At 70.7% G+C, this 20,381-nt stretch carries 15 protein-coding genes; 6 read left to right on the forward strand and 9 right to left on the reverse strand.

From position 1 onward, the window contains the following. Positions 1–38 precede the first annotated feature (38 nt). The gene (locus tag ACZ7CF_RS18080; protein ID WP_470370057.1) at positions 39–3,332 is read left to right on the forward strand and encodes an error-prone DNA polymerase; all 3,294 of its coding nucleotides are present in this window, start codon (positions 39–41) and stop codon (positions 3,330–3,332) included. Here ACZ7CF_RS18080 and ACZ7CF_RS18085 read toward each other — a convergent pair whose 3' ends face one another. The 3 genes from ACZ7CF_RS18085 to ACZ7CF_RS18095 all read right to left on the reverse strand — a co-directional run bounded on the left by ACZ7CF_RS18085 (position 3,333) and on the right by ACZ7CF_RS18095 (position 9,059). Then, positions 3,333–3,602 carry a hypothetical protein gene (locus ACZ7CF_RS18085; protein ID WP_360395884.1) on the reverse strand — a complete coding sequence of 90 codons (270 nt, stop codon included), beginning with the start codon at positions 3,600–3,602 and terminating at the stop codon, positions 3,333–3,335. A gap of 62 nt (positions 3,603–3,664) precedes the next feature. After that, positions 3,665–7,945, reverse strand: coding sequence for a hypothetical protein (locus ACZ7CF_RS18090; RefSeq protein WP_470370058.1), 4,281 nt, complete (start codon positions 7,943–7,945; stop codon positions 3,665–3,667). Between the two features lie 52 nt (positions 7,946–7,997). Then, the gene (locus ACZ7CF_RS18095; protein ID WP_470370059.1) at positions 7,998–9,059 is read right to left on the reverse strand and encodes a hypothetical protein; all 1,062 of its coding nucleotides are present in this window, start codon (positions 9,057–9,059) and stop codon (positions 7,998–8,000) included. A 255-nt stretch (positions 9,060–9,314) separates the two neighbouring features. Between ACZ7CF_RS18095 and ACZ7CF_RS18100 the strand changes: the two genes are divergently transcribed. Continuing rightward, on the forward strand, positions 9,315–11,348 hold the full coding sequence (locus tag ACZ7CF_RS18100; protein ID WP_360395889.1) for an RICIN domain-containing protein: 2,034 nt from the start codon (positions 9,315–9,317) through the stop codon (positions 11,346–11,348). A gap of 77 nt (positions 11,349–11,425) precedes the next feature. Here the strand turns inward: ACZ7CF_RS18100 and ACZ7CF_RS18105 are convergent, their stop codons facing one another. After that, positions 11,426–11,992, reverse strand: a complete 567-nt coding sequence (locus tag ACZ7CF_RS18105; protein ID WP_470370060.1) for a dihydrofolate reductase family protein — start codon at positions 11,990–11,992, stop codon at positions 11,426–11,428. 72 nt (positions 11,993–12,064) lie between these two features. Between ACZ7CF_RS18105 and ACZ7CF_RS18110 the strand changes: the two genes are divergently transcribed. Continuing rightward, positions 12,065–12,640, forward strand: a complete 576-nt coding sequence (locus ACZ7CF_RS18110; RefSeq protein WP_470370061.1) for a TetR/AcrR family transcriptional regulator — start codon at positions 12,065–12,067, stop codon at positions 12,638–12,640. Here ACZ7CF_RS18110 and ACZ7CF_RS18115 read toward each other — a convergent pair. From ACZ7CF_RS18115 to ACZ7CF_RS18125, 3 genes are read right to left on the reverse strand one after another with little or no spacing between them, the layout of a single operon-like run. Then, the gene (locus ACZ7CF_RS18115; protein ID WP_360395894.1) at positions 12,637–12,930 is read right to left on the reverse strand and encodes a DUF3017 domain-containing protein; all 294 of its coding nucleotides are present in this window, start codon (positions 12,928–12,930) and stop codon (positions 12,637–12,639) included. The two genes, ACZ7CF_RS18110 and ACZ7CF_RS18115, sit on opposite strands and share 4 nt — an antisense overlap. A gap of 13 nt (positions 12,931–12,943) precedes the next feature. Further along, positions 12,944–13,792, reverse strand: coding sequence for a bifunctional methylenetetrahydrofolate dehydrogenase/methenyltetrahydrofolate cyclohydrolase (locus ACZ7CF_RS18120; protein WP_470370062.1), 849 nt, complete (start codon positions 13,790–13,792; stop codon positions 12,944–12,946). After that, the gene (locus ACZ7CF_RS18125; protein ID WP_360395898.1) at positions 13,789–14,709 is read right to left on the reverse strand and encodes a DMT family transporter; all 921 of its coding nucleotides are present in this window, start codon (positions 14,707–14,709) and stop codon (positions 13,789–13,791) included. Before ACZ7CF_RS18125 ends, ACZ7CF_RS18120 begins: the two co-directional genes overlap by 4 nt. Positions 14,710–14,846: 137 nt before the next feature. Between ACZ7CF_RS18125 and ACZ7CF_RS18130 the strand changes: the two genes are divergently transcribed. Next, the gene (locus ACZ7CF_RS18130; protein ID WP_470370063.1) at positions 14,847–17,489 is read left to right on the forward strand and encodes a glycohydrolase toxin TNT-related protein; all 2,643 of its coding nucleotides are present in this window, start codon (positions 14,847–14,849) and stop codon (positions 17,487–17,489) included. Here the strand turns inward: ACZ7CF_RS18130 and ACZ7CF_RS18135 are convergent. Both ACZ7CF_RS18135 and map read right to left on the reverse strand, forming a co-directional pair. Further along, positions 17,475–18,092 carry a pentapeptide repeat-containing protein gene (locus ACZ7CF_RS18135; RefSeq protein ID WP_360395900.1) on the reverse strand — a complete coding sequence of 206 codons (618 nt, stop codon included), beginning with the start codon at positions 18,090–18,092 and terminating at the stop codon, positions 17,475–17,477. The two genes, ACZ7CF_RS18130 and ACZ7CF_RS18135, sit on opposite strands and share 15 nt — an antisense overlap. Positions 18,093–18,097: 5 nt before the next feature. Continuing rightward, positions 18,098–18,913 carry a type I methionyl aminopeptidase gene (gene map, locus ACZ7CF_RS18140; RefSeq protein ID WP_360395902.1) on the reverse strand — a complete coding sequence of 272 codons (816 nt, stop codon included), beginning with the start codon at positions 18,911–18,913 and terminating at the stop codon, positions 18,098–18,100. 80 nt (positions 18,914–18,993) lie between these two features. Between map and ACZ7CF_RS18145 the strand changes: the two genes are divergently transcribed. Together ACZ7CF_RS18145 and ACZ7CF_RS18150 are read left to right on the forward strand one after the other, a co-directional pair. Then, positions 18,994–19,263: a helix-turn-helix domain-containing protein gene (locus ACZ7CF_RS18145; RefSeq protein ID WP_360395904.1), complete on the forward strand. Its 270-nt coding sequence runs from the start codon at positions 18,994–18,996 to the stop codon at positions 19,261–19,263. 113 nt (positions 19,264–19,376) lie between these two features. Beyond that, positions 19,377–20,357 (forward strand): malate dehydrogenase, encoded by a 981-nt coding sequence (locus ACZ7CF_RS18150; RefSeq protein ID WP_470370064.1) that lies wholly within the window; start codon positions 19,377–19,379, stop codon positions 20,355–20,357. Positions 20,358–20,381: the final 24 nt, after the last annotated feature.

Here is a 20,381-nt window from a genome sequence, read left to right on the forward strand (position 1 = left end):
CCTGGAGCAGCTGATCCCGTCGCCGCGCAGGGCACCGGATGGGCTGGAATAACCCGCCGGTCCGCTGGAAGGACCTGGAACGCGCGCTCTCCGGCAAGCCGCACGAGCAGAGGCCCGACGGCGGTGACGGTCCCGCCTGGTCACGGCGGCGCGACCGGTACTCGGCGCCGCCGGGGTTCCAGCTGCGCGCCGACGAGCGGGTCACCCGCATGCGCGTGCCGTACGCGGAGCTGCACTGCCACTCGAACTTCAGCTGGCTCGACGGCGCGAGCCACCCGGAGGAGCTCGTCGAGGCCGCGCAGCGGCTGGAGCTCGACGCGCTCGCGCTGACCGACCACGACGGCATGTACGGAGTGGTGCGGTTCGCCGAGGCGGCGAAGGAACTGGGCGTGCACACGGTGTTCGGTGCGGAGCTGAGCGTCGGCCTGAGCAGGCCCGCCGGCGGCGAACCGGACCCCGAGGGCGACCACCTGCTGTTGCTGGCGTGCCGGCAGGAGGGCTACCACCGGCTGTGCCGCACGCTCACCACCGGCCACCTCCACGACGACGCGGAGAAGGGAAAACCCGTCTACGACCTCGATCAGCTGCTGGCCGACACCAGGGGCGAGGTCGTGGCGTTGACGGGCTGCCGCAAGGGAACCGTGCGCCGCGCGCTCACCAGGGAGGGTCCGGAGGCGGCGTTCCGCGAACTGGTCCGGCTCACCGACCTCTTCGGTGCGGAACGCGTCTACGTCGAGCTCACCGACCACGGCCTGCCGGAGGACAGCCGCCGCAACGACCTGCTGCACGCGATGGCCAAGCACCTCAAACTCCCGGTCGTGGCAACGAACGCCGTGCACTACGCGACACCGGACCGCGGCCGGCTGGCCGCCGCGATGGCCGCGGTCAGGGCGCGCAGCAGCCTCGACGAGATGGCCGGCTGGCTGCCGCCGTCACCCGCGGCGTTCCTGCGCAGCGGCGAGGAGATGATGCACCGGTTCCGCCGTTTCCCCGGCGCCGTGCACAACGCGGCGCTGCTCGGCATGCAGCTCGCGTTCGACCTGAGGCTGGTCGCGCCGCGGCTGCCGCCGTTCGACGTGCCTGCCGGTCACGACGAGATCAGCTGGCTGCGTCGGCTCACCCACGAGGGCGCGCACCGCCGGTACGCCGACTCCGAGCACCGGGAACGGGCGTTCGCGCAGATCGAGCACGAGCTGAAGGTCATCGAGCAGCTCGGCTTCCCCGGCTACTTCCTCGTCGTGCACGACATCGTGAGCTTCTGCAGGGAGAACGACATCCTCTGCCAGGGCCGGGGCAGCGCCGCGAACTCCGCGGTGTGCTTCGCGCTCGGCATCACCAACGTCGACGCGGTCCGCTTCGACCTGCTCTTCGAACGCTTCCTCGCCCCCGCCCGCGACGGCCCTCCCGACATCGACGTCGACATCGAGTCCGACCGCAGGGAAGAGGTCATCCAGCACGTCTACCGCAAGTACGGCCGCCGGCACGCCGCGCAGGTCGCCAACGTCATCACCTACCGGGCCCGTTCCGCCGTGCGCGACATGGCCCGCGCGCTCGGCCACTCACCCGGCCAGCAGGACGCGTGGAGCAAGCAGATAGAGCGCTGGGGCCCGCTGCGGACCACCACCGACGACTGCGACATCCCCGTCCCGGTGCTGGAGCTCTCCGCGCAGCTGGAGAACTTCCCGCGCCACCTGGGCATCCACTCCGGCGGCATGGTGATCTGCGACCGCGCGGTCAGCGAGGTGTGCCCGGTGGAGAAGGCGCGCATGGCCGGCCGCACGGTGCTGCAGTGGGACAAGGACGACTGCGCGTCCATCGGCCTGGTGAAGTTCGACCTGCTCGGCCTGGGCATGCTCTCCGCGCTGCACCACGCGATCGACCTCGTGCGCGACCACGAGGGCGTCGAGGTCGACATCGGCCACCTGGACCTGGATGACCAGCGCGTCTACGAAATGTTGCAGAAAGCCGACTCCGTGGGCGTCTTCCAGGTGGAGAGCCGTGCGCAGATGGCGACGCTGCCGCGCCTGAAACCGCGCGAGTTCTACGACCTGGTCGTCGAGGTGGCGCTGATCCGGCCGGGCCCGATCCAGGGCGGCTCGGTGCACCCGTACATCCGGCGCCGCAACGGGCAGGAGAAGTGGGACTTCGACCACCCGTTGCTGGAGAACGCACTCCGCAAGACCTACGGCGTGCCGTTGTTCCAGGAACAGCTCATGCAGATCGCCGTGGACGCCGCCGGTTTCACCGCCGCGGAGGCCGACGAGCTGCGCCGCGCGATGGGTGCCAAGCGCTCGACAGCGCGGATGGAACGCCTGCGCGACCGCTTCCACGAGGGCTGCGCGGCGAACGGCATCGGGGAGGAGTTGGCGGGCCGCATCTACGCGAAGCTGCTGGCGTTCGCCAACTTCGGCTTCCCCGAGTCGCACGCGCTGTCCTTCGCGCACCTGGTGTTCGTGAGCGCGTGGTTCAAGCTCTACTACCCGGCCGCCTTCTGCGCCGCACTGCTGCGCGCTCAGCCGATGGGCTTCTACTCACCGCAGTCGCTGGTGGTCGACGCCCGCAGGCACGGCGTGACCGTGCACGGCCCGTGCGTCAACGCCTCCCTGCCGCACGCGACGCTGGAACCCTTCGAGGGCGGCGTGAACGCCGTCCGCACCGGTCTGGCCTCGGTCCGCGGCGTCGGCCAGTCGGACGCCGAACGCATCGTCGCCGCACAACCGTTCCGCGACATGGAGGACTTCGGCTCCCGCGTGCAGCTCACCACCGCCCAGGTGGAGGCCCTCGCCACCGCGGGCGCGTTCGCGTGCTTCGGCCTGGAACGCCGCGAGGCCCTGTGGGCAGCCGGAGCGGTGGCCGCGATCCGCCCCGACCGCCTGCCGGGAACCACGACCGGTGTCGACGCACCCGCGTTGCCCGGCATGGACGAGGTGGAGCTGGCCGTGGCCGACGTCTGGGCCACCGGCCTGTCCCCGGACAGCTTCCCAACCCAGTTCGTCCGGTCCACCCTGGACGCGATGGGCGCCCTGCCCACCGCCGCGCTCGCCGGCGTCGAGTCCGGCACCCGCGTCCTGATCGGCGGCGCGGTCACCCACCGCCAACGCCCCGCGACCGCGGGCGGCGTCACGTTCCTCAACATCGAGGACGAGACCGGCATGGTGAACGTGGTGTGCTCGCCGGGCCTGTGGGCCCGCTACCGCCGGATCGCGCGCAGCAGCGGGGCGATGCTGGTGCGGGGGACCGTCGAGTCGGCGGAGGGGGTGGTCAGCCTGCTGGCCGACCGGCTCCAGCACCTCGACCTGCGCATCCCCTCGCGGTCGCGGGACTTCCGCTGATCAGGCCTGGCCGGCGCGCCGCTGTTCCCAGCGCTCGACGATCTGATCGGCGGTGGCCTTGTCGATGGGGTCCAGCCGCCCGTCCCGGCGTCCCCGGTCCAGCTCCTCGCGAACGCGGCTGCGCATCCAGCCGGACTCGGTGATGTACCGCTCCTCCAGGTCGTAACCCTGCGGGCTCGTCCAGGTCCGGATGACCGCGTCGGGCTCGGCGGACGAAGACCCCCAGTCCACCCAGGCGAGGTAGGAGTACTGCCCGTCCTCAGGTTCCATGTCGCACAGCTCGTTTCGTCAGAGGGAACGCGCCCCTCGCGGGTGCGAGGGGCGCGTCGTCATCACCTCAGCAGTTTGAAGTTCGGGATGATGAGCGCACTCGGTGGGATGTCGACCTCGTTGAAGATCGCATCGGACTTGACCTTCTCGGCTGCGGTGTCCGCCTCAAGCTCGTTGATCTTCAGCTTCTCCTTTTCCGTGAGGGGGCGCTTCTCCGCCGCCGCCCTGCCCTGGATCGCCGCGACCTGGGCGTCGTTGGTCCGGCGCTTCTCGTAGTGCGTGGTCTCGTCGCTCTTCGCCTTGAAGCTCTTGTCCGTGTGGAACTGGAGCTCGAACAGCTGACCGTCCGCCGACCTGAAGGTCGTGTTGATGCCGGGGTAGCCGTTCATCTTCGCCCAGAAGTTCTTGACCTCCACGAGGGTGTAGCCCTTGGCCTCGAACGCGACGAGGGCCTCGTAGAACTTGTTGGTGTACGTCGCGTCCGGGAACACGTAGGTGTACCGGACCGCGTCGTTCATCTTGTGCTGGATGTCCCGCGGATCGCGCTTGACACCACCGTCGTTCATCTCGTCGAAGAGCTTGCGGAGGTACGACTCCGGGCTCTTGAGCTCCGTCCGCTTCTTGCCGGGCTCCACGACCCGGTACTTGCGGTCGGCCCCGATCGCGTCCGCGATGCCGTCGACGTCCGGGGTGATGCGCTTCTCCGCGTCGGCGGCCTTCTTCAGCTGGGCGTCGGCCCACTGGTAGTCGGCCGCGCTGATCCGGACCCTGAGCGCGCCGATGTCGTGCCAGTAGTCGCCGTTCACGAACGTCGGGTCTTTGTACACCGGTGCGTCGGGATCGGGGGTGGGGCTCGTGCAGTCCGCGGCCGCGGCCATCAGGCCGTGCGCGCAGACCTTGGGCTGCTCCACCTTGAACTTCGCGTCGTCGAGCTTGGCCAGGCCGTTCTCGATCCGCAGCGTGCCGCCCTCGATGCGGATGTCCGCACCGTCCAGCTTGGACAGGTCGCCCTCCAGCCGGCTGGAGTACGACTCCAGGCGGTAGAGCCTGCCGTCGATCGCGACGACCGCGTTGTCGATCTTGCCGACGCCGTTCTCGATGTGGACCTTGGCGCTGAAGATCTCACCGAGCGAACCGGGGAGCCGGTGCGGCACGGTGTCGTCCAGCTTGACGATGACGCCGCGGAGCTCCGCGAGGTTGTCGAGGATCTTGGCGGTGCCCTTGCCGAGCACGTTCTTCATCACGCTGAGCGTCTTGGTCAACGCTCCGGCGCCGCCGCTCGCGACCGTGCTCACCGCACCGAACGACAGGTCCCACAGGGTCAGGCCGAGCGCCTTCGCCGGGTTGTCGTGCCACTCCTCCAGGTGGATGAGCGTGTACGGGTTTTGGACCGTGTAGACGAGCCCGTCCCAGATCTGCTTGCACGAGTGGAAGTCGCCGAAGACCGAGCCGCCGACGCAGTCGAGACCGGTGAGCAGGCCGTCCAGGGTGCCCTTGGCGCCCTCGACGATGCCCGAGCCGATCTGCTTGTAGAGCAGGGTCAGCTTGTCCTTGCCCTCGCGCAGCAGCTGGCAGGCCGCCTGGTCACCGGCGGCGCACCGGGCACCCGTCTGCAACGACTCGACCGCGGCCTCGCCGTAGGCCTTGAGGCCGCTCTTCGCGACCTCCTCGACCTTGTTCGCGGCGCGTTTGCAGTCCTCGAAGTAGAAGACCGGGTTGTCCAGGCACCGGTCGACGGTCAGGATGCCCTTGATGAGCTGCCCGTTGAGCTCGTCGGCCTTCTTCTGGGCCTCCTCCCGCGCGATCTGCTCGGCCATCTCGAGCCGCACGCGGTACTCGTGGACGTCGTCGATGTGGTCGACGACGGACTGGATGAACTCCTGCACCTTGTCGGCGCTGGCCCTGGCCATCGCGTAGATCTGCTCGGTCGCGGCTGCCGCGCGGTCAGCGCTCGCAGCCGATGCGCTCGCCGCCGCGGCGGCGTTGCCCGCGGCCACCGCGTCCTGCTGGGCGGTGTTCGACCAGCGACCCGCGGTGCCGGCGGCGCCGTGGGCCGCCTGGGCGTGCTGCACGGCCTGGTTGGCCGCGTCGTTCGCGACCTGGGCGTACTGCGCCGCCTGGTTCGCGGAGTCGGCGGCACGGGAGGCCGCCTCGTACGCGGGTTTCACGTCCGCGGTGGCGTCGTCGGCCGCCTTGGCCGCCCTGACCGCCGCCTGCGCGGCCTCGTCGGCCTTCTCCCTGGCCAGGCGGGACTGCTCCTCGCTGATGAGCAGGGCGTCGGAGAGGGTCTGCAACGCCCTGCGCGCGTCGGCGTTGAGCGCCGCGTACGGCTTGAGGATCAGCTCGGCCGCTCGTGCCGAGTCGACCACCAGCGCCGCGGACGCCGCCGCCGCCGAGGCCGCGCGGTCGGCGACCACGGACTGGAAGACGGCCTGGTTCGCCTCGCGGACCGCGGCCTCCGCCTCCTGCTGGGTCATCTCGGCGGACGCCTTGGCGCCCAGCGCCACGTTCACCGCTTCCAGCGTGATCCGGTGCGCCTCGTCGGCGGCCCGGCGTGCGGTCACGGCCTCCCTGGTCGCGTTGTTCGCCGCGGTGCGGGCGGCCTGCGCCGCTGCCGCAGCCTGCTGGGCCGATGCCCGTGCCGCCGCGGCCGACGACGCCGCTGCCGAGGCCCAGCCTGCCGTCTCGTTCGCGGCGCCGCGGGCCACGTCGACCTGGCCCCGGATCTCCCTGGTGACCTCCTCGACGTTCTCGCCGCGTTCCCTGGCGACCTGCTCGCGATCACGGAGCCGCAGCTCCATGTTCTCCAGGCTGATCAGGCGCGCGTTGTGCATGCGCCCGATGACGTCGACCTGGGTCTGGATCGAGCGGACCTTGTCCACCGCGGCGTCGTGCTCGCCGGCCAGGCGAGCGGCCTCGGCGTTCGCGGCGTAGGCCGCGTTCGCCGTGACGGCCGCGTTGCGTGCGGCGGCCTGCGCGTTGATGCGGTGGTTGCGGGCGTTCGTGGCGTGGCGCTGCGCGTCGGCGGCCTTCGCGCTCGCGATGTTCTTCTGCTGCTCCGCGCGGTTGCGCGCGGCGATCGCGATGTCCTGCTGCTTCTTCGCCGCCTCGGCGAGCTCGGCCGCCTTGGCCGCCTGCCGTTCCGCCTCCGCGCGGTACTTCGCCGCGTTGTTCGCGTGTTCCTGGGCGTTGCGGTCGGCGTCGAGCGCGCGGCTGTCGGCCAGCGTGGCGGTGGCCGCGTGCATCGACGTCTCGGCGGCCAGCGCCGCGGCGTCCACCGCGTTGCCGATGCCGATGGTGACCTTGGCCCAGTCCAAGCCGTCGGTCATGCCGCTGTCGACCAGGCGCTGCGCCGCGTTGCGCGCACGCGTGTTCGCCTCGACGGACGCCAGCGCGATGCGGTCGGCGGCCTCGGACTCGCGCGCCGCGTTGGCGCGTTCGGCGTCCAGCAGGTCGTTGCGGCCGAGCTGGCCGTGGGCACGGCCGGGCTTGTCGTCGCGGAAGATCCGGTCCGCCCTGTGAGCCGCTTCCACGGCCCGCTTCATGGCGTACGTGACGTCTTCCAGGTGCTTGACCGCGTCGATGTTGGCGCGCAGGATCTCGGCGCGCGCACTCGCCGCGGCTTCGGCGCGACGGGCGATCTGGTCGAGCTCGGTGATCGCCTTGTTGCGGTCCTCCAGGGCTTTCTGGATGACCGCGCGCATGTCGTGGTCGCGCTGGTTCGCCTCGTGGTAGTCGACGAGGTAGAACTGGCGGATCCGCGCGTAGTCGCCGCTGAGGAGCGCCGCCTCGCCCTCGATCTTCACCTGCGGGCCGCCCATGGCCACCATGTCGCGGACGCGGGCGATGATGCGGTCCTGCTCGGCCTTGTCGTCCTCGGCCTGCTGCTTGTCCCGCTTCAGCGCGATCTCGTAGCCATAGGCCACGAAGTCCCTGATGGCCTGGTCACCGGCCGTCAGCGCGGCCTGCGCCCCCGCGCGGACGTTCGGGCCACCGGTGGCTGCCCAGTTCTCGACCTTGCGGCGGTGTTCGGCCAGCTCGGCGCGCTTGCGCACGTCGGCACGGCCCTGCGCCTCCGCCTGACCGTGGTCGAGGAACCAGATCAGCCGCTCTTTGGTGCCGACCGCCAGCGCGGCCTTGGCCGCGTCGCGGACCTCGACGTCCTCCGCGTGCTCGGAGATGTCGGTGACGAGCATCTTGTAGAACTCGAACTCCTCGTCCACTTCCTGCGGAGGAGGGTCGTTCGCCGCTGCCTGCTGGAGCACCGGAACGGGTGTCGGCGCGGCGGCTGCCTGCACTGTCCCACCGAACAGGGTGAGGACCAGCGCCGCGGAAATGGGCACGACTGATCTGCGCCACACCGAGGTGGCGCCTGATGATCTTCTTTTCATGGTGTCAGCGATCCCCCAGATCGCGGTCGGCGGCGTCCTTCGCCGCCTTGCGTGCTTGTTCGGCGACGGCCTGCCAGTGGGCGGCGGAGTCGCGGGCCTTGCCGGCGGCTTCCTCCCACGTGATGCGGCCGCTGTTCGCCTGCGCCAGGATCGCGAGCCAGTCCTGCTCCGACTGGGCGCCACGGGCGTACTCGGCGACCTCGGCCCACATCGCCGCCTGCCTGTCCGCCTTGGCCTTCTCCGCCAGCCAGTCCACAGAGGACTCGCCTGCCTCGCGGTCGACCTGCTCCCAGAGCTGCTGGGCCTCCAGCCGGTGCTTGCGCGCCAGCTCCCCGCTGGCCTCCCGCTCGGCCGCCTCCGCCGCGAGCGCGGACGCGGTCAGCCGTGTGATCTGGTCGTGCCAGACCTGGTTCTGCTCGGTCGTGGTCCGCACGAACCGCTCGGTGTCGAGCTCGGCGCCGATCTTCCACTCGTAGGCGAAGAACAGGCCGATCGACCGGTCGTCACCACCGCTCAGCGCGCGTTGCGCCGCGGCCCGCACCTGGACGCCGGGGTCGGTGGCGGCGAGGTGGGCGACGTAGGCGCGGTCCTCTCCGGACAGCCGGGCCAGCCGTTCCTGGCGCTTGTTGTCGTGGACGCGGTCGAGCTCCACGGCCCGGTCGTATCCACTGTGGACGTACAGCTCCTGGGCGTTGAACGAGGAACCCAGCGCGCTCAGGGACGAGCCCTGCACCTCGCTGCCGGGGATGGCGGTCCGGTTGATCTCCCGGATGATGTCGGTGTTGAGTCTTTCTCGTTGCGTGGCACGGGTTTTCGCCTTGCCGTAACCGACGAGCACGAACTCGCGGATCTTCGCCTCGTCGTTGGAGGCCATGGCCACGTAGGCGGCGTCGCGCACCTCGGACTGCAGCGCGGCGTTGAACGACATCTGGAACACCGTCTCGCGCATGGACGCGGCCAGTGCGGTGGCGGTCGTGCTGATGGCCACCGATTCCGCGAACGCGGGAGTGGCGTGGACGGTTCCGACGGCGCCGGCCGCGAGTGCGGCGGCGAGAAACGCAGGCATGAGCGCATGACGCCCCATGTGTTCCCCCCAGAACTTCACGTGGTGGGCTGATCGCCCTAAAAGTTCCTAGCACTTCGAGTGCCCGCGGGGACACCGATAGTGAAGTGACCCAGCTCACACCGCATTGCGGACAAGGCGGGCGCCGTGCGAAGTTCCCCACGGCATCCGACGACTGGGGAGTCGAGCGGCCGGGCCTGGGGGGTTCACGCCGCGCTTGGAGCAGATGCCGTTACGACGAATCTTGGGGGATTCACCTTGTCCAGACGCAGTCTGGGTGACCGTGGCCTGCGCGCAGTCGCCGCGCTCACGGTCTCCATCACGCTGGCCGGCGGCCTGTTCGCCACTCCGGCACTCGCCGCACCGCCGGGGGTCGACCCCTCGGCACCGGCCGACGTGTCGACGGTCAGCTTCTCCGCCGCCCTGGTGTCGGACTTCGACCAGAAACTGGCCGCTGCCAGCACGATCAGCGCGTCGGTGACGTCCAGGGAAGCCCGGATGGCCGACCTGAACTTCGTCATCTGGATCTACAACAACGCTCCGCGCGACAGCGCCGTCAAGCGCGAGGCGTTGAAGGCGCTCACGAACGAGACCGACGAGAACGCCTGCTACGACTTCATCGTCACCGGCATCCACCTCGCCTTCCGCGAGGACGTGCGGGCCATCCCGATCATGGACGAGCGGCACCGGCAGCGGCTCAAGGCCACCGACCTCATCGGCTGGATGAACGTCGACCGGTACTACCTCGACTCGAACCTGAGCGAGTTCGTCACCAAGCTGTTCATCAACACCAACGGCACCGAGAACCCCGAGATCAAGGCGCAGGCCTCGGCCGTGCTGACCAACACCTCGACCGACGAGCAGCGCCAGAAGTTCGTCACCGAGGGCATCTTCACCGCCTACAACCTCGACGTGCAGCGCCGCCGCGAGGCGGCCGAGCGCGAGCGGACCGCGATCGAGGAGCGGGACGCGATGCTCAAGGCGCGCGGTGACGCGTGGCGCGTCGCGGCCCAGGCGGAGCTGACCACCTCGCTCAAGGTCATGACCGACAGCGAGTTCACCTGGGAGGTCTACCGGGCTCCGCTGGCGCGCAAGTTCGTGAAGGCCGCCGCCCAGGGCGCGCTGGACACCCACGACGCGGCGCAGATCAAGGCCTTCATCTTCACCGGCATCCACACGGCGCACCAGAGAGACGTCGCCGAGGAGGACGCGGCCCGCGCCGTGGAGACCGAGAAGCAGATCAAGGAGATCCTCGACCGCGCCAAGCGCGACGGGTACCTGCCGAACGTGGTCGCGGCCGCCACCGCCGCACTCGCCGGCGATCTCAAGGCGCGCAACGAGTTCATCAACCTCGGCCGGTACGAGGCCGCCAAGCGCGACCAGATCAAGCCCGCCCACGAGCTGGTGGTCGAGCTGCAGGGCCAGGCCTCCGGGCGGTGCGCCCAGATCGCCGGCGTCGACGCGCAGGCCATCGAACAGGGCCAGTACAACGAGCTGTGGGACTGCATCCGCCCCGCCCCCAAGCAGGTCTGGGCGCTGAAGCAGGTCGCCACCAACGAGTACCTGCTCATGAACGGCAACTCGCGCCAGTGCATGGACGGCCACAGCGACCTGCTGCGCCAGTACCCGTGCGACGCGAACAACGGCTACCACCGCTGGAGCTTCCTGGAGAACGCCGACGGCACGTACCAGATCAAGAACGTCGGCACCGGCAAGTTCGTGACGGTCAGGGACGGCCAGACGCCGAACGCCAGCCCGGTCACCACCTACGTCGGCACCAACGACGGCCACCAGCGCTGGCGCCTGCTGAACCTGGTGCACCGCTCGGACGTCGCCACGATCGCCGTCGGCCGCTACCAGCTCAAGGGCGTCCAGTCCGGCCGCTGCCTGCAGACCGCCGGTCTGTGGGACACGCCGAACCAGGGTGCGCTCGCGAACCTCGCCGGCCAGGAGCTGTGGGACTGCGTCGGCGGCGGCAAGATGGCGTGGGACCTCGTGGACCTGGGCGGCAAGCGGTACGCGCTCAAGAACGTGATGTCCGGCAAGTGCCTCGACGTCAAGAACGGCGTGCAGCTCAACGGCTCGCAGCTCATCCAGTACGACTGCCACTACGGCGACACGGAGCAGTTCGCGTTCTCCAGCCAGCCCGACGGCAGCTACGTGCTGGAGAGCGTCCTGGCCGGCAAGGCCGCCGACGCGATCGGCAACGCCGTGCAGAACGGTGCCGCGGTCGGCATCTGGGACGTCAACGGTCTGACGAACCAGCGGTGGACGCTCCACGCCACCGCCTGATCCCGGTGTGAGGACGAAGGGCTCCTCCCGCTGCGCAGCGGGAGGAGCCCTTCGCCGTACCCGCGCGGTCGGCGGGATCAAGAACTGCGTTCGTAGGTCATGAAGGAGACCCCGCTTTCGAACAGCCGCGCGTCGGTGCGCGTGAACTTCGTGATGTCGGCCTTCCCGTCGAACAGCGGGATGCCGCGGCCGAACACGACCGGGTGAATCTTGAGCAGCAGCACGTCGATCTCCGGCAGCAGGGTCGCGGCCAGCTTGCCGCCGCCGCACAGCCAGATATCCTGGCCGTCCTCTTCCTTGAGCGCGCGCACCCGGCCGACGACGTCCTCGCGGATCACCTCGACGTCGGGCGGCGTGCCGGTGATCTGGGTCGAGACCACGAACTGGCGCAGGTGCGCGTACGGCGACGCGAGCCCGCCCGGCACCTGGTAGGTGCTGCGGCCCATCAGGACCGTGTCGAAGTGCTTGTTCGGCGCGTCCAGCAGCCCCAGCGCCTCGCGGAACTGCGTGGGCAGCGTGTCCGGGTACTCGGCGTTGATGCCCTCCATGTGGTCGCCTTCGAAGACGAACCCGTCGTAGGTCCCGTCCTCGGCCGCGATGAAACCGTCGAGCGTGGTGGCGACGTAGTACACGAGCTTTCGCATCCCCAGAACCTCCTGTAGCTCCAACCACGACAACCGTAGTACTATGTGTGTAGTGGTTGCAAGGAGGAAATCGTGGTGAGGAACGAAGCGAGGCGAACGGCGCTGCTCGACGCGGCGGTCGACGTCCTGGCCGAAGAGGGCGCGCGCGGGCTGACCTACCGGGCGATCGACGCCAAGGCGGAGGTGCCGGCGGGCACGGCGTCCAACTACTTCGCGAGCCGCGAAGACCTGATGTCCGAGGTGATGACCCGCGTGTTCGGGCGGCTGCAACCGTCGGACTCCTCGGTCGCGGAGTCGCTCGCACTGCCGCGCGACCGGGCGCTGACCGTGAAGTTCATGCACGACATCATCAAGCGGGCGGACGCCGACAAGGCCTGCTGGCTCGCGATGATGGAGCTGCGGCTGGAGTCGACGCGGCGCCCGGACCTGCGCACCGCGATCACGAAGACGGTCGCCGAGGGCCTCGACCTCAACGTGCGCTTCAACGAGGAGGCGGGACTGCCCGGCGACCGGACGGCGGTCGTGCTGCTGTACCTGGCGATGACGGGGTTGGTCCACGAGCGGCTGACGCTGCCGGACGTGCTGGCCGACGAGGACCTCGACCGACTCGTCGAAGACCTCGTCGACCGCGTGATCGGCCCGGCCTAGCGGCTCAGCGGGCCGCCGGTGATCGTCAGCGCCACGGCGATCACCACGACGCCGAGCGTGCTGTAGAGGAACGCGTCCATGCCGCGGCCGCGGATCTTGATCAGGCCGGCCTGCTCGTCGGTCACCAGGACCCGCAGCACGGCCGCGACCAGCAGCGACACCCCGAGCAGGACGGCGCCCTGCCGCCAGTGGTACTGGAAGATCCGCACCAGCCCGAGCACCCCGACGCCCAGGACCAGCGCGAACGGCAGGTGCTTGCCCGCACCCGACCGCCAGCGCTGTTCCGGCATGAGCGCTTCTGCGTCAGACCGCTGCATGGGCGCGCTCGGCGGCTTCGACGGTGTTCGTCAGCAGCATCGCGACGGTCATCGGGCCGGACCCGCCGGGGATCGGCGCCAGGTGGCCGGCGACCTCGGCCACGTCCGGTGCCACGTCGCCGACCAGGCCGTTCTCCGTGCGGGTGATGCCGACGTCGACCACGGCCGCGCCCGGCTTGACCATGTCCTTCGTGATCAGGCCGGGGGAGCCGGCGCCCGCGATCACGATGTCCGCGCGGCGCACCTCCGCGGCCAGGTCCTTGGTGCCGGTGTGGCACAGCGTCACGGTGGCGTTCTCGCTGCGGCGGGTCAGCAGCAGGCCGATCGGGCGGCCCACGGTCACGCCGCGGCCGACCACGGTGACGTTCGCGCCGGCGATCGGCACCTCGTAGCGGCGCAGCAGCTCGAGGATGCCGCGCGGGGTCGCGGGCAGCGGGGCGGTCTCGCCGAGCACCAGCTTGCCCAGGTTCACCGGGTGCAGGCCGTCGCCGTCCTTGCGCGGGTCGATGCGCTCCAGGATGGCGTTCGCGTCGAGGTGCTTCGGCAGCGGCAGCTGGACGATGTAGGCGGTGACCTCGGGGTTCGCGTTCAGCTCGTCGATGACGGCCTCCAGCTCCTCCTGGGTGGTCTCGGCGGGCAGGTCGCGGCGGATCGACGCGATGCCGACCTTCGCGCACGCGGTGTGCTTGCCTTTCACGTACGAGTGCGAACCGGGGTCGTCGCCGACGAGCACGGTCGCCAGACCCACCGGCGCCGGCAGTGCGGCGACCCTCGCCTTCAGGTCCTCGAACAGCGCGTCTCGGGTTTCCCGGCCGTTGAGCAGCGTCGCAGTCACCGCACCATCCTCCCACTGGGCAACGCCGCCACGCCGACCGACACCAGGGTCAGCGCCACGCCCACCACCGTCGCCGTGGCGAGGTGCCCGCTGACCACGTCGAGCAGCACGGCGCCGACGAGCTGACCGCTCACGCCGCACAGCCCGACCATCAGCACGCCGATGAACCGCACGGACACGATCGCGCCGCCCACGCCGACGATGCCCAGCAACCCGCCGAGGTACAGCCACCACTGCGACGGGAACGCACCGGGCACACCGCGCGGCACGGCCAGGTTGACCAGCGTCAACGCGATCGTGCCCACGCTGAAGTTCACCAGGATCGTCGCCATCGAGTGCTGGGCGGCCTCGCGCACCAGCCCGTTCACCGCCTGCTGCCAGCCCATCATCAGCCCGGCGACCAGCGGCAGCACCGCGAGCCACAACGTGCCCGGCGACGTGAACTGGTGCGACACCGCCACCGCGACCGCCACGACACCGAGCCCGGCACCGGCGACGCGGGTCTTCGTCAGCGCCTTCGGCACACCCGGCCCGAGGCCCGCCCGGTCCACCACGAGGCTGCTCACGAGCTGGCCGACGACCACCGCGACCGTGAACACCGCCACACCGATGGTCGCGACCGCGATGCCCTGCGACCCGACCAGGAAGGCGCCGCTGATCCCGCCGATGCATTCCCACCAGCGGATTCGGCGGTGCCGCAGCGCGTCGGCCAGCCGCCGCAGCCCCGCGCGTGCCGACGACCGGGACAACACGGCCGCGAGCAGCACGATCAGCCCGCCGCCGAACGAGACCAACGCGGCCAGGGGACCGTTCTGCAGCGCTTGGGCCAGCGAGCCGTTGACCCGTCCCTGGACCGCGATCGCCACTCCACTGAGTGCCGCGACGAGACCGCCGGACACCTGTGCGGACCGTGACAAGGGGCCTCCTGCTCCGACGGGGGTGTTCTTGATCAGCTTTAACGTGGACGCCACCCGCGTTATGGTCGGGCCTCCACCGTTCGGCGCAGCGGCGGGGGACGTGTGCGATCCGGCGAGTTGCGGGGGAAGATGTTGGCGTGTCCGAGCCGAAGCCGTTGAACCCTACCGAGCAGGACGCTCTGGTGAAGCAGATCGGCCTGACCCTCATGCGGGCCGCCCCGGAGGACTGGCGCAGGGTGGTCGCCGAGTACCGCGCCACCGGCCGGTACTTCGAGCTGGCCGCCGAGTTGCACGTCGCGGACGGTACTTCGCGGCCGTGGGCGCCGCCGCAGGAGGTCGCGCAGCTCTTCGCGCGGCTGAGGGCCGGCATGCACCGCGAGGGCAGGGGCAGCTGGTCGAACGCCCGCTACCAGCTCGACCACCCGTCGAGCTACAACCTCGACTTCGACCGCGCGGAGCCGAAGTGGCAGACGCCGCCGCCTCCGCAGGCGTACGTCGACGAGATGCGGTTCTTCCCGCGTGCCGACGAGAACGTCCCCGACTGGCTGCGCCGCAGGCTGAACCCGCCGACGCCGGTGTTCCGCAGCGTCCGGGTGTTCGACGGCGCCGGTCCGAACGGCCGCCCGTCGGTCAACCGCCCGCCGGTGCCGGAGCCCGAGGTCGCGCCGCTGCTCGCCTACCTGTCGAACGCGCCGGTCGCCGTGGCCGGCCGCGGGTTCGACGCCGACCTGCTGGCCGCGGACTCCCCGCCGGTCGTGCCCGCGGGGTTCCAGACCGACGGCGTGTGGATCTGGCCCGCAGGCGTGTCCTACTACCTGCGCAAGTACGGCGTGCCGCCCGAGCCGGAGCTGGTCGAGCGGGCCCGCGGCAGGGGCTTCGCGCTGCCCGAGGTGTCCGAGGAGACCCGGCTCGCCGCCGCCGCGAACATCGGCGCGCCCGCGGCCCCTCCCGGCACGGTGCTGCCGCCGCCCCCGCCGGTCGAGGCCCGCCCGGCCCCCGAGCAGGAACCCGACCCCGAGGCCACCCGCGAACCGGAGCCGGACGCGACGCAGTTCGTCGAGGCACCGAAGTTCGACGACGAGCCCGACTTCGAGCCGCCGCAGGAGTCGACCCGGTTCATGCCGGCCCCCGACTTCGACGACGAGCCGGAACCGCAGCACGCCGCCGAGCAGGAGCCGGTCGAGGTGACCGCCGAGCGCGCCCCGCTCGACGACGACCCCGAACCGCTGGGCCGCCCGGTCTCCGTCGCGGCACCGCTGGCGGACGACGGCCCGCCCTACCGGGTGATCTTCGACTCCGACGGCGTGCCGGACCGCGTCGACGACCGGCACCTGCGCGACACCTACGGCGCCGGCATGGACCTCTTCGCGCCGCACCCGACCGAGGAGTTCGCCCAGGTCGAGGACGACTTGCCGGAGCAGGACGAGCAGGAGCCCGTCGCCGTCGTCGAGCCGGACGACGAGCCCGAGGTGCCGACCGCGGGACCCGACGAGCCCGCGCTCTTCACGCACCAGCAGGAGGACGAGCCGGAGCTGTTCACGCACCACCGCGAGGAGGAGCGCACCGACAGCTTCGTGCCGGAGGCCGAGGACCGCCCGCGCGACGCCATGCAGGACACGATGGCGTGGAGCCCGGTCCCGGACGAACCGCTGGAGCACGCCACCGAGGTCACCGAGGAGCACCCGGTCGTCGCGGTCGAGGCCGACGAGCCCGACCTCGCCGAGGAGGAGCTGCGCACGACCGCGGAGCTCGACTCGCGCGACCTCCACCTCCCCGAGCGCCTTCCCGAACACCAACCCCAACACCAGACCCAGCACCAACCCGAGCGCCTTCCCGAGCCCGCGCCGGTGGCGCCGCCCGCACCGGTCAAGCCCGCCGTGCCGGTCGTCGAGGAGACCGCCCAGTTCGACGCGGCCCTCTTCGCCGACGACGAGCCGGAACCCGAGCCGGAGCCGGAGCCCCACCCGCGCCAGGTCACGCCGGAGGAGGACCGCGAGCTCGCGGGCACCCGCCGCGCGCTGGACGACCTGAACGTGCCGCACGGCGTCTACCGCATCGGCGGCGAACCCGCCGACCGCACCTGGAACCTGCGCCTCGACGGCGACAGCTGGGAGGTGTGCTGGTTCGACCACGGCCCGAAGAACCCGGTGCGGTTCGAGAAGGTCGAGGACGCCTCGGCGTACCTGGTCGGCCGGCTCGTGATGGGCAACTTCCGCACCATCCCGCCCCGCGGCCAGACCCCGCCCGCACCGCAGCGGCCCATCGCCAACGGCTTCCGCGAGGAACCGCGCCGCCCCGTGCCCCCGCAGCGCCCGCCGATGCAGGCCCCGCCGCTCCCGGCCCCGCTGCCCCCGGCCCCCACGGCCGTGGTCCCGGCACCCGCCCCCGCACCGGCACCCGTCGCCGTGCAGCAGGACGACCCGGCCAAGCGGAAGTTCCCGATCACCCCGCTGGCCGGCGAGCCGCCGCTGACGTTGTTCCGCCACAAGCAGATGTTCGAGCTGCCGGCGGGCACCGAGGTCGACCGCTACGGCGACCAGAGCGGCAACCTCGTGTACGTGGCGGGCACGCCGTTCCCGGAACGCAGCCTCGTGCCGTCGTGGATCAACCGCCCGTACCGGGTCTACCGCCTGCGCCGGCCGCTCGAGGTGCTGACCGGCGTGGCGGTGCCGTGGTTCGAGCAGCCCGGCGGCGGAACCGCCTACCTGCTGCCGAAGGCGGTCGAGGAGATGATCGCCGAGGGCGTGCTCGTGGAGATCACGGGCTCAGGAGACAACTAGGCCGTACGCCGCCGCGAACGAGACCGCGGTGTCGATGTCGATCAGGGCTCCGGCGAGCTTCGCTTGCCGGAGCCCGTTCGCATCGATCTGCGCCCCGCGCAGGTCCGCCCCGTCGAGCTTCGCGTCGAGCAGCCGCGCGCCCATCAGGTCCGCCCGGCTGAGGTCGGTGTTGCGCAGGTCCGCCTCGCTGAGGTTCGTCTCGCGGAACCGCTGACCGCCCAGCTTCAAGCCGTGCAGCGGTGCTTTCACGAACGACGCCAGCGTGAAGTCGACCTCGGTGAACGTGACCGGGCGCAGCACGCAGTCCGCGAAGTTCGACCCCAGCAGGCTGCACGAGGTGAAGCTGGAGCGCGTGAGCACCGTGCGGTCGAACGTGCACTGCCGGAACGCCGTCGCGTGGTGCCTCGACTCGCCCAGGTCGGTCCGGGTGAAGTCGCACCGGGTGAACGTGCACCCCGTCGTCACCAGCTCGCGGAGGTCCGCCTCGGTGAAGTCGCAGTCCGTGAAGGACCGCTTCTCCCAGTGCTGGTTCGGCATGTTCGCGTCGGCGTAGTCCTCGCCGACCTCTTCGACCGGGCCGGTTTCTTCGACGGGGTTGTCCACGGCCCCTAGTGTGCCGGAGCGTCGCTCACCTGTTCGACCGGTGCGGCCTTCTCCGACTCGCGCCGCGTCAGCACCAGGGGAGCGTCCTCGGTGATCGCGACGGTGTGCTCGGAGTGCGCGGTGCGGGAACCGTCGGCCGAGCGGATGGTCCAGCCGTCCGGGTCGTAGACGATCTTGTCGGTGGTGCGGGCGAGCCACGGTTCGAGCGCGAGCGTCAGGCCCGGCTTCAGGGTCATGCCGCGGCCGGCGTGGCCCTTGTTCGACACGTGCGGGTCCTCGTGCATGGTGCGGCCGATGCCGTGGCCGCCGAACTCGGTGTTGACCGGGTAGCCGTACGAGCGCGCCACCTGGTAGATCGCCGCCGACAGGTCGCCCAGCCGGTTGCCGGGGCGGGCCACCGCGATCGCCGCCTCCAGCGCCTCCTCGGTGGCGCGGACGATCCGCTGGTCCTCCTCCGCGGGCGTGCCGACGATGACGGTGCGCGCGGAGTCGGCGACCCAGCCGTCGATGCCCACGGCGATGTCGGCGGTGAGCACGTCGCCGTCGCGCAGCACGTAGTCGTGCGGCAGGCCGTGCAGCACGGCGTCGTTGACCGACAGGCAGATGACGTTGCGGAACGGGCCCTTGCCGAACGACGGCGCGTAGTCCCAGTAGCAGGACTCGGCACCGCGGTCGGAGATCATCCCGCGGACGTGGTGCTCCAGGTCCATGAGGTTGACGCCCACGTCGGCGAGCCGGCCGACCTCGGTGAGGACCTCGGCCACGAAGCGCCCGGTCACGTGCATGCGGTCGATCTCCGCAGGCGACTTCAGTTCAATCACGAGCTACCTCACTGGCTTGGTATAGTTATACCGGCACCCTAACACTTGTCGGTATAGTAATACCAACCTATCCTGGTGGCATGGTCCGCCAACCGCTCACGCCAGAGCAGATCGAAGCCGGCCGCCGACTCGGCGCCCTGCTGCGGCGCGCACGGGCGGGGCGGGACCTCGTGGAGGTCGCGCAGTCGGCCGGCATCTCGCCGGAGACCCTGCGCAAGATCGAGACGGGCCGTCTCCCGACGCCCGGCTTCGGCACGATCATCTGCCTCGGCGAGGCCCTCGGCGTGCCGGTGCAGGAGCTCGCGGACACCTGGCGCGGCGCCGACCAGCCGCTCGACGCCGTGTCCTAGCACCTCGGCGTGGTTGTCCACTCTCACACCCTCGGTCGCTCCCCGTGTTGGTAACGTGCGGGACGCCGGGCGACCTGCCCGACGTCAACGAGGACCGTCATTCGGGAAGGCTCATGACCCGCACGCCCGTGAACGTCACTGTCACCGGTGCCGCCGGCCAGATCGGCTACGCACTGCTGTTCCGCATCGCCTCCGGCCACCTGCTGGGCCCGGACACCCCGGTCAACCTGCGGCTGCTGGAGATCACCCCGGCGCTGAAGGCCGCGGAGGGCACCGCGATGGAGCTCGACGACTGCGCCTTCCCGCTGCTCAAGGGCATCACGATCACCGACGACGCGAAGACCGCGTTCGACGGCGTGAACGTCGCCCTGCTCGTCGGCGCCCGCCCCCGCACCAAGGGCATGGAGCGCGGCGACCTGCTGGAGGCCAACGGCGGCATCTTCAAGCCGCAGGGCGAGGCGATCAACGCCGGTGCCGCGGACGACGTGAAGGTGCTCGTGGTCGGCAACCCGGCCAACACCAACGCCCTCATCGCCCAGCAGCACGCGCCGGACGTCCCGCGCGAGCGCTTCACCGCGATGACGCGCCTGGACCACAACCGCGCCCTGTCGCAGCTCGCCAAGAAGCTGGGCGTCGCGGTCACCGACATCAAGAACATGACGATCTGGGGCAACCACTCGGCCACCCAGTACCCGGACCTGTTCCACGCCGAGGTGGGTGGCAAGACCGCCGCCGAGGCCGTGAACGACCAGGCGTGGCTGGAGAACGACTTCATCCCGACCGTCGCCAAGCGCGGTGCGGCGATCATCGAGGCCCGTGGCGCGTCTTCGGCCGCCTCGGCCGCCAACGCCGCCATCGACCACATCCACGACTGGGCCAACGGCACCGAGTGGACCTCGATGGCCATCCCGTCGGACGGCTCGTACGGCGTGCCCGAGGGCATCATCTCGTCGTTCCCGGTCAAGTGCTCCGGTGGCTCGTACGAGATCATCCAGGGCCTGGAGATCGACGAGTTCTCCCGCGCCCGCATCGACGCCTCCGTGGCCGAGCTGGTCGAGGAGCGCGACGCGGTCAAGGGCCTCGGCCTGATCTGATCCGCGGCGCGGATTTCGTGGCAC

The organism is Lentzea sp. NPDC036955 (assembly GCF_055608005.1).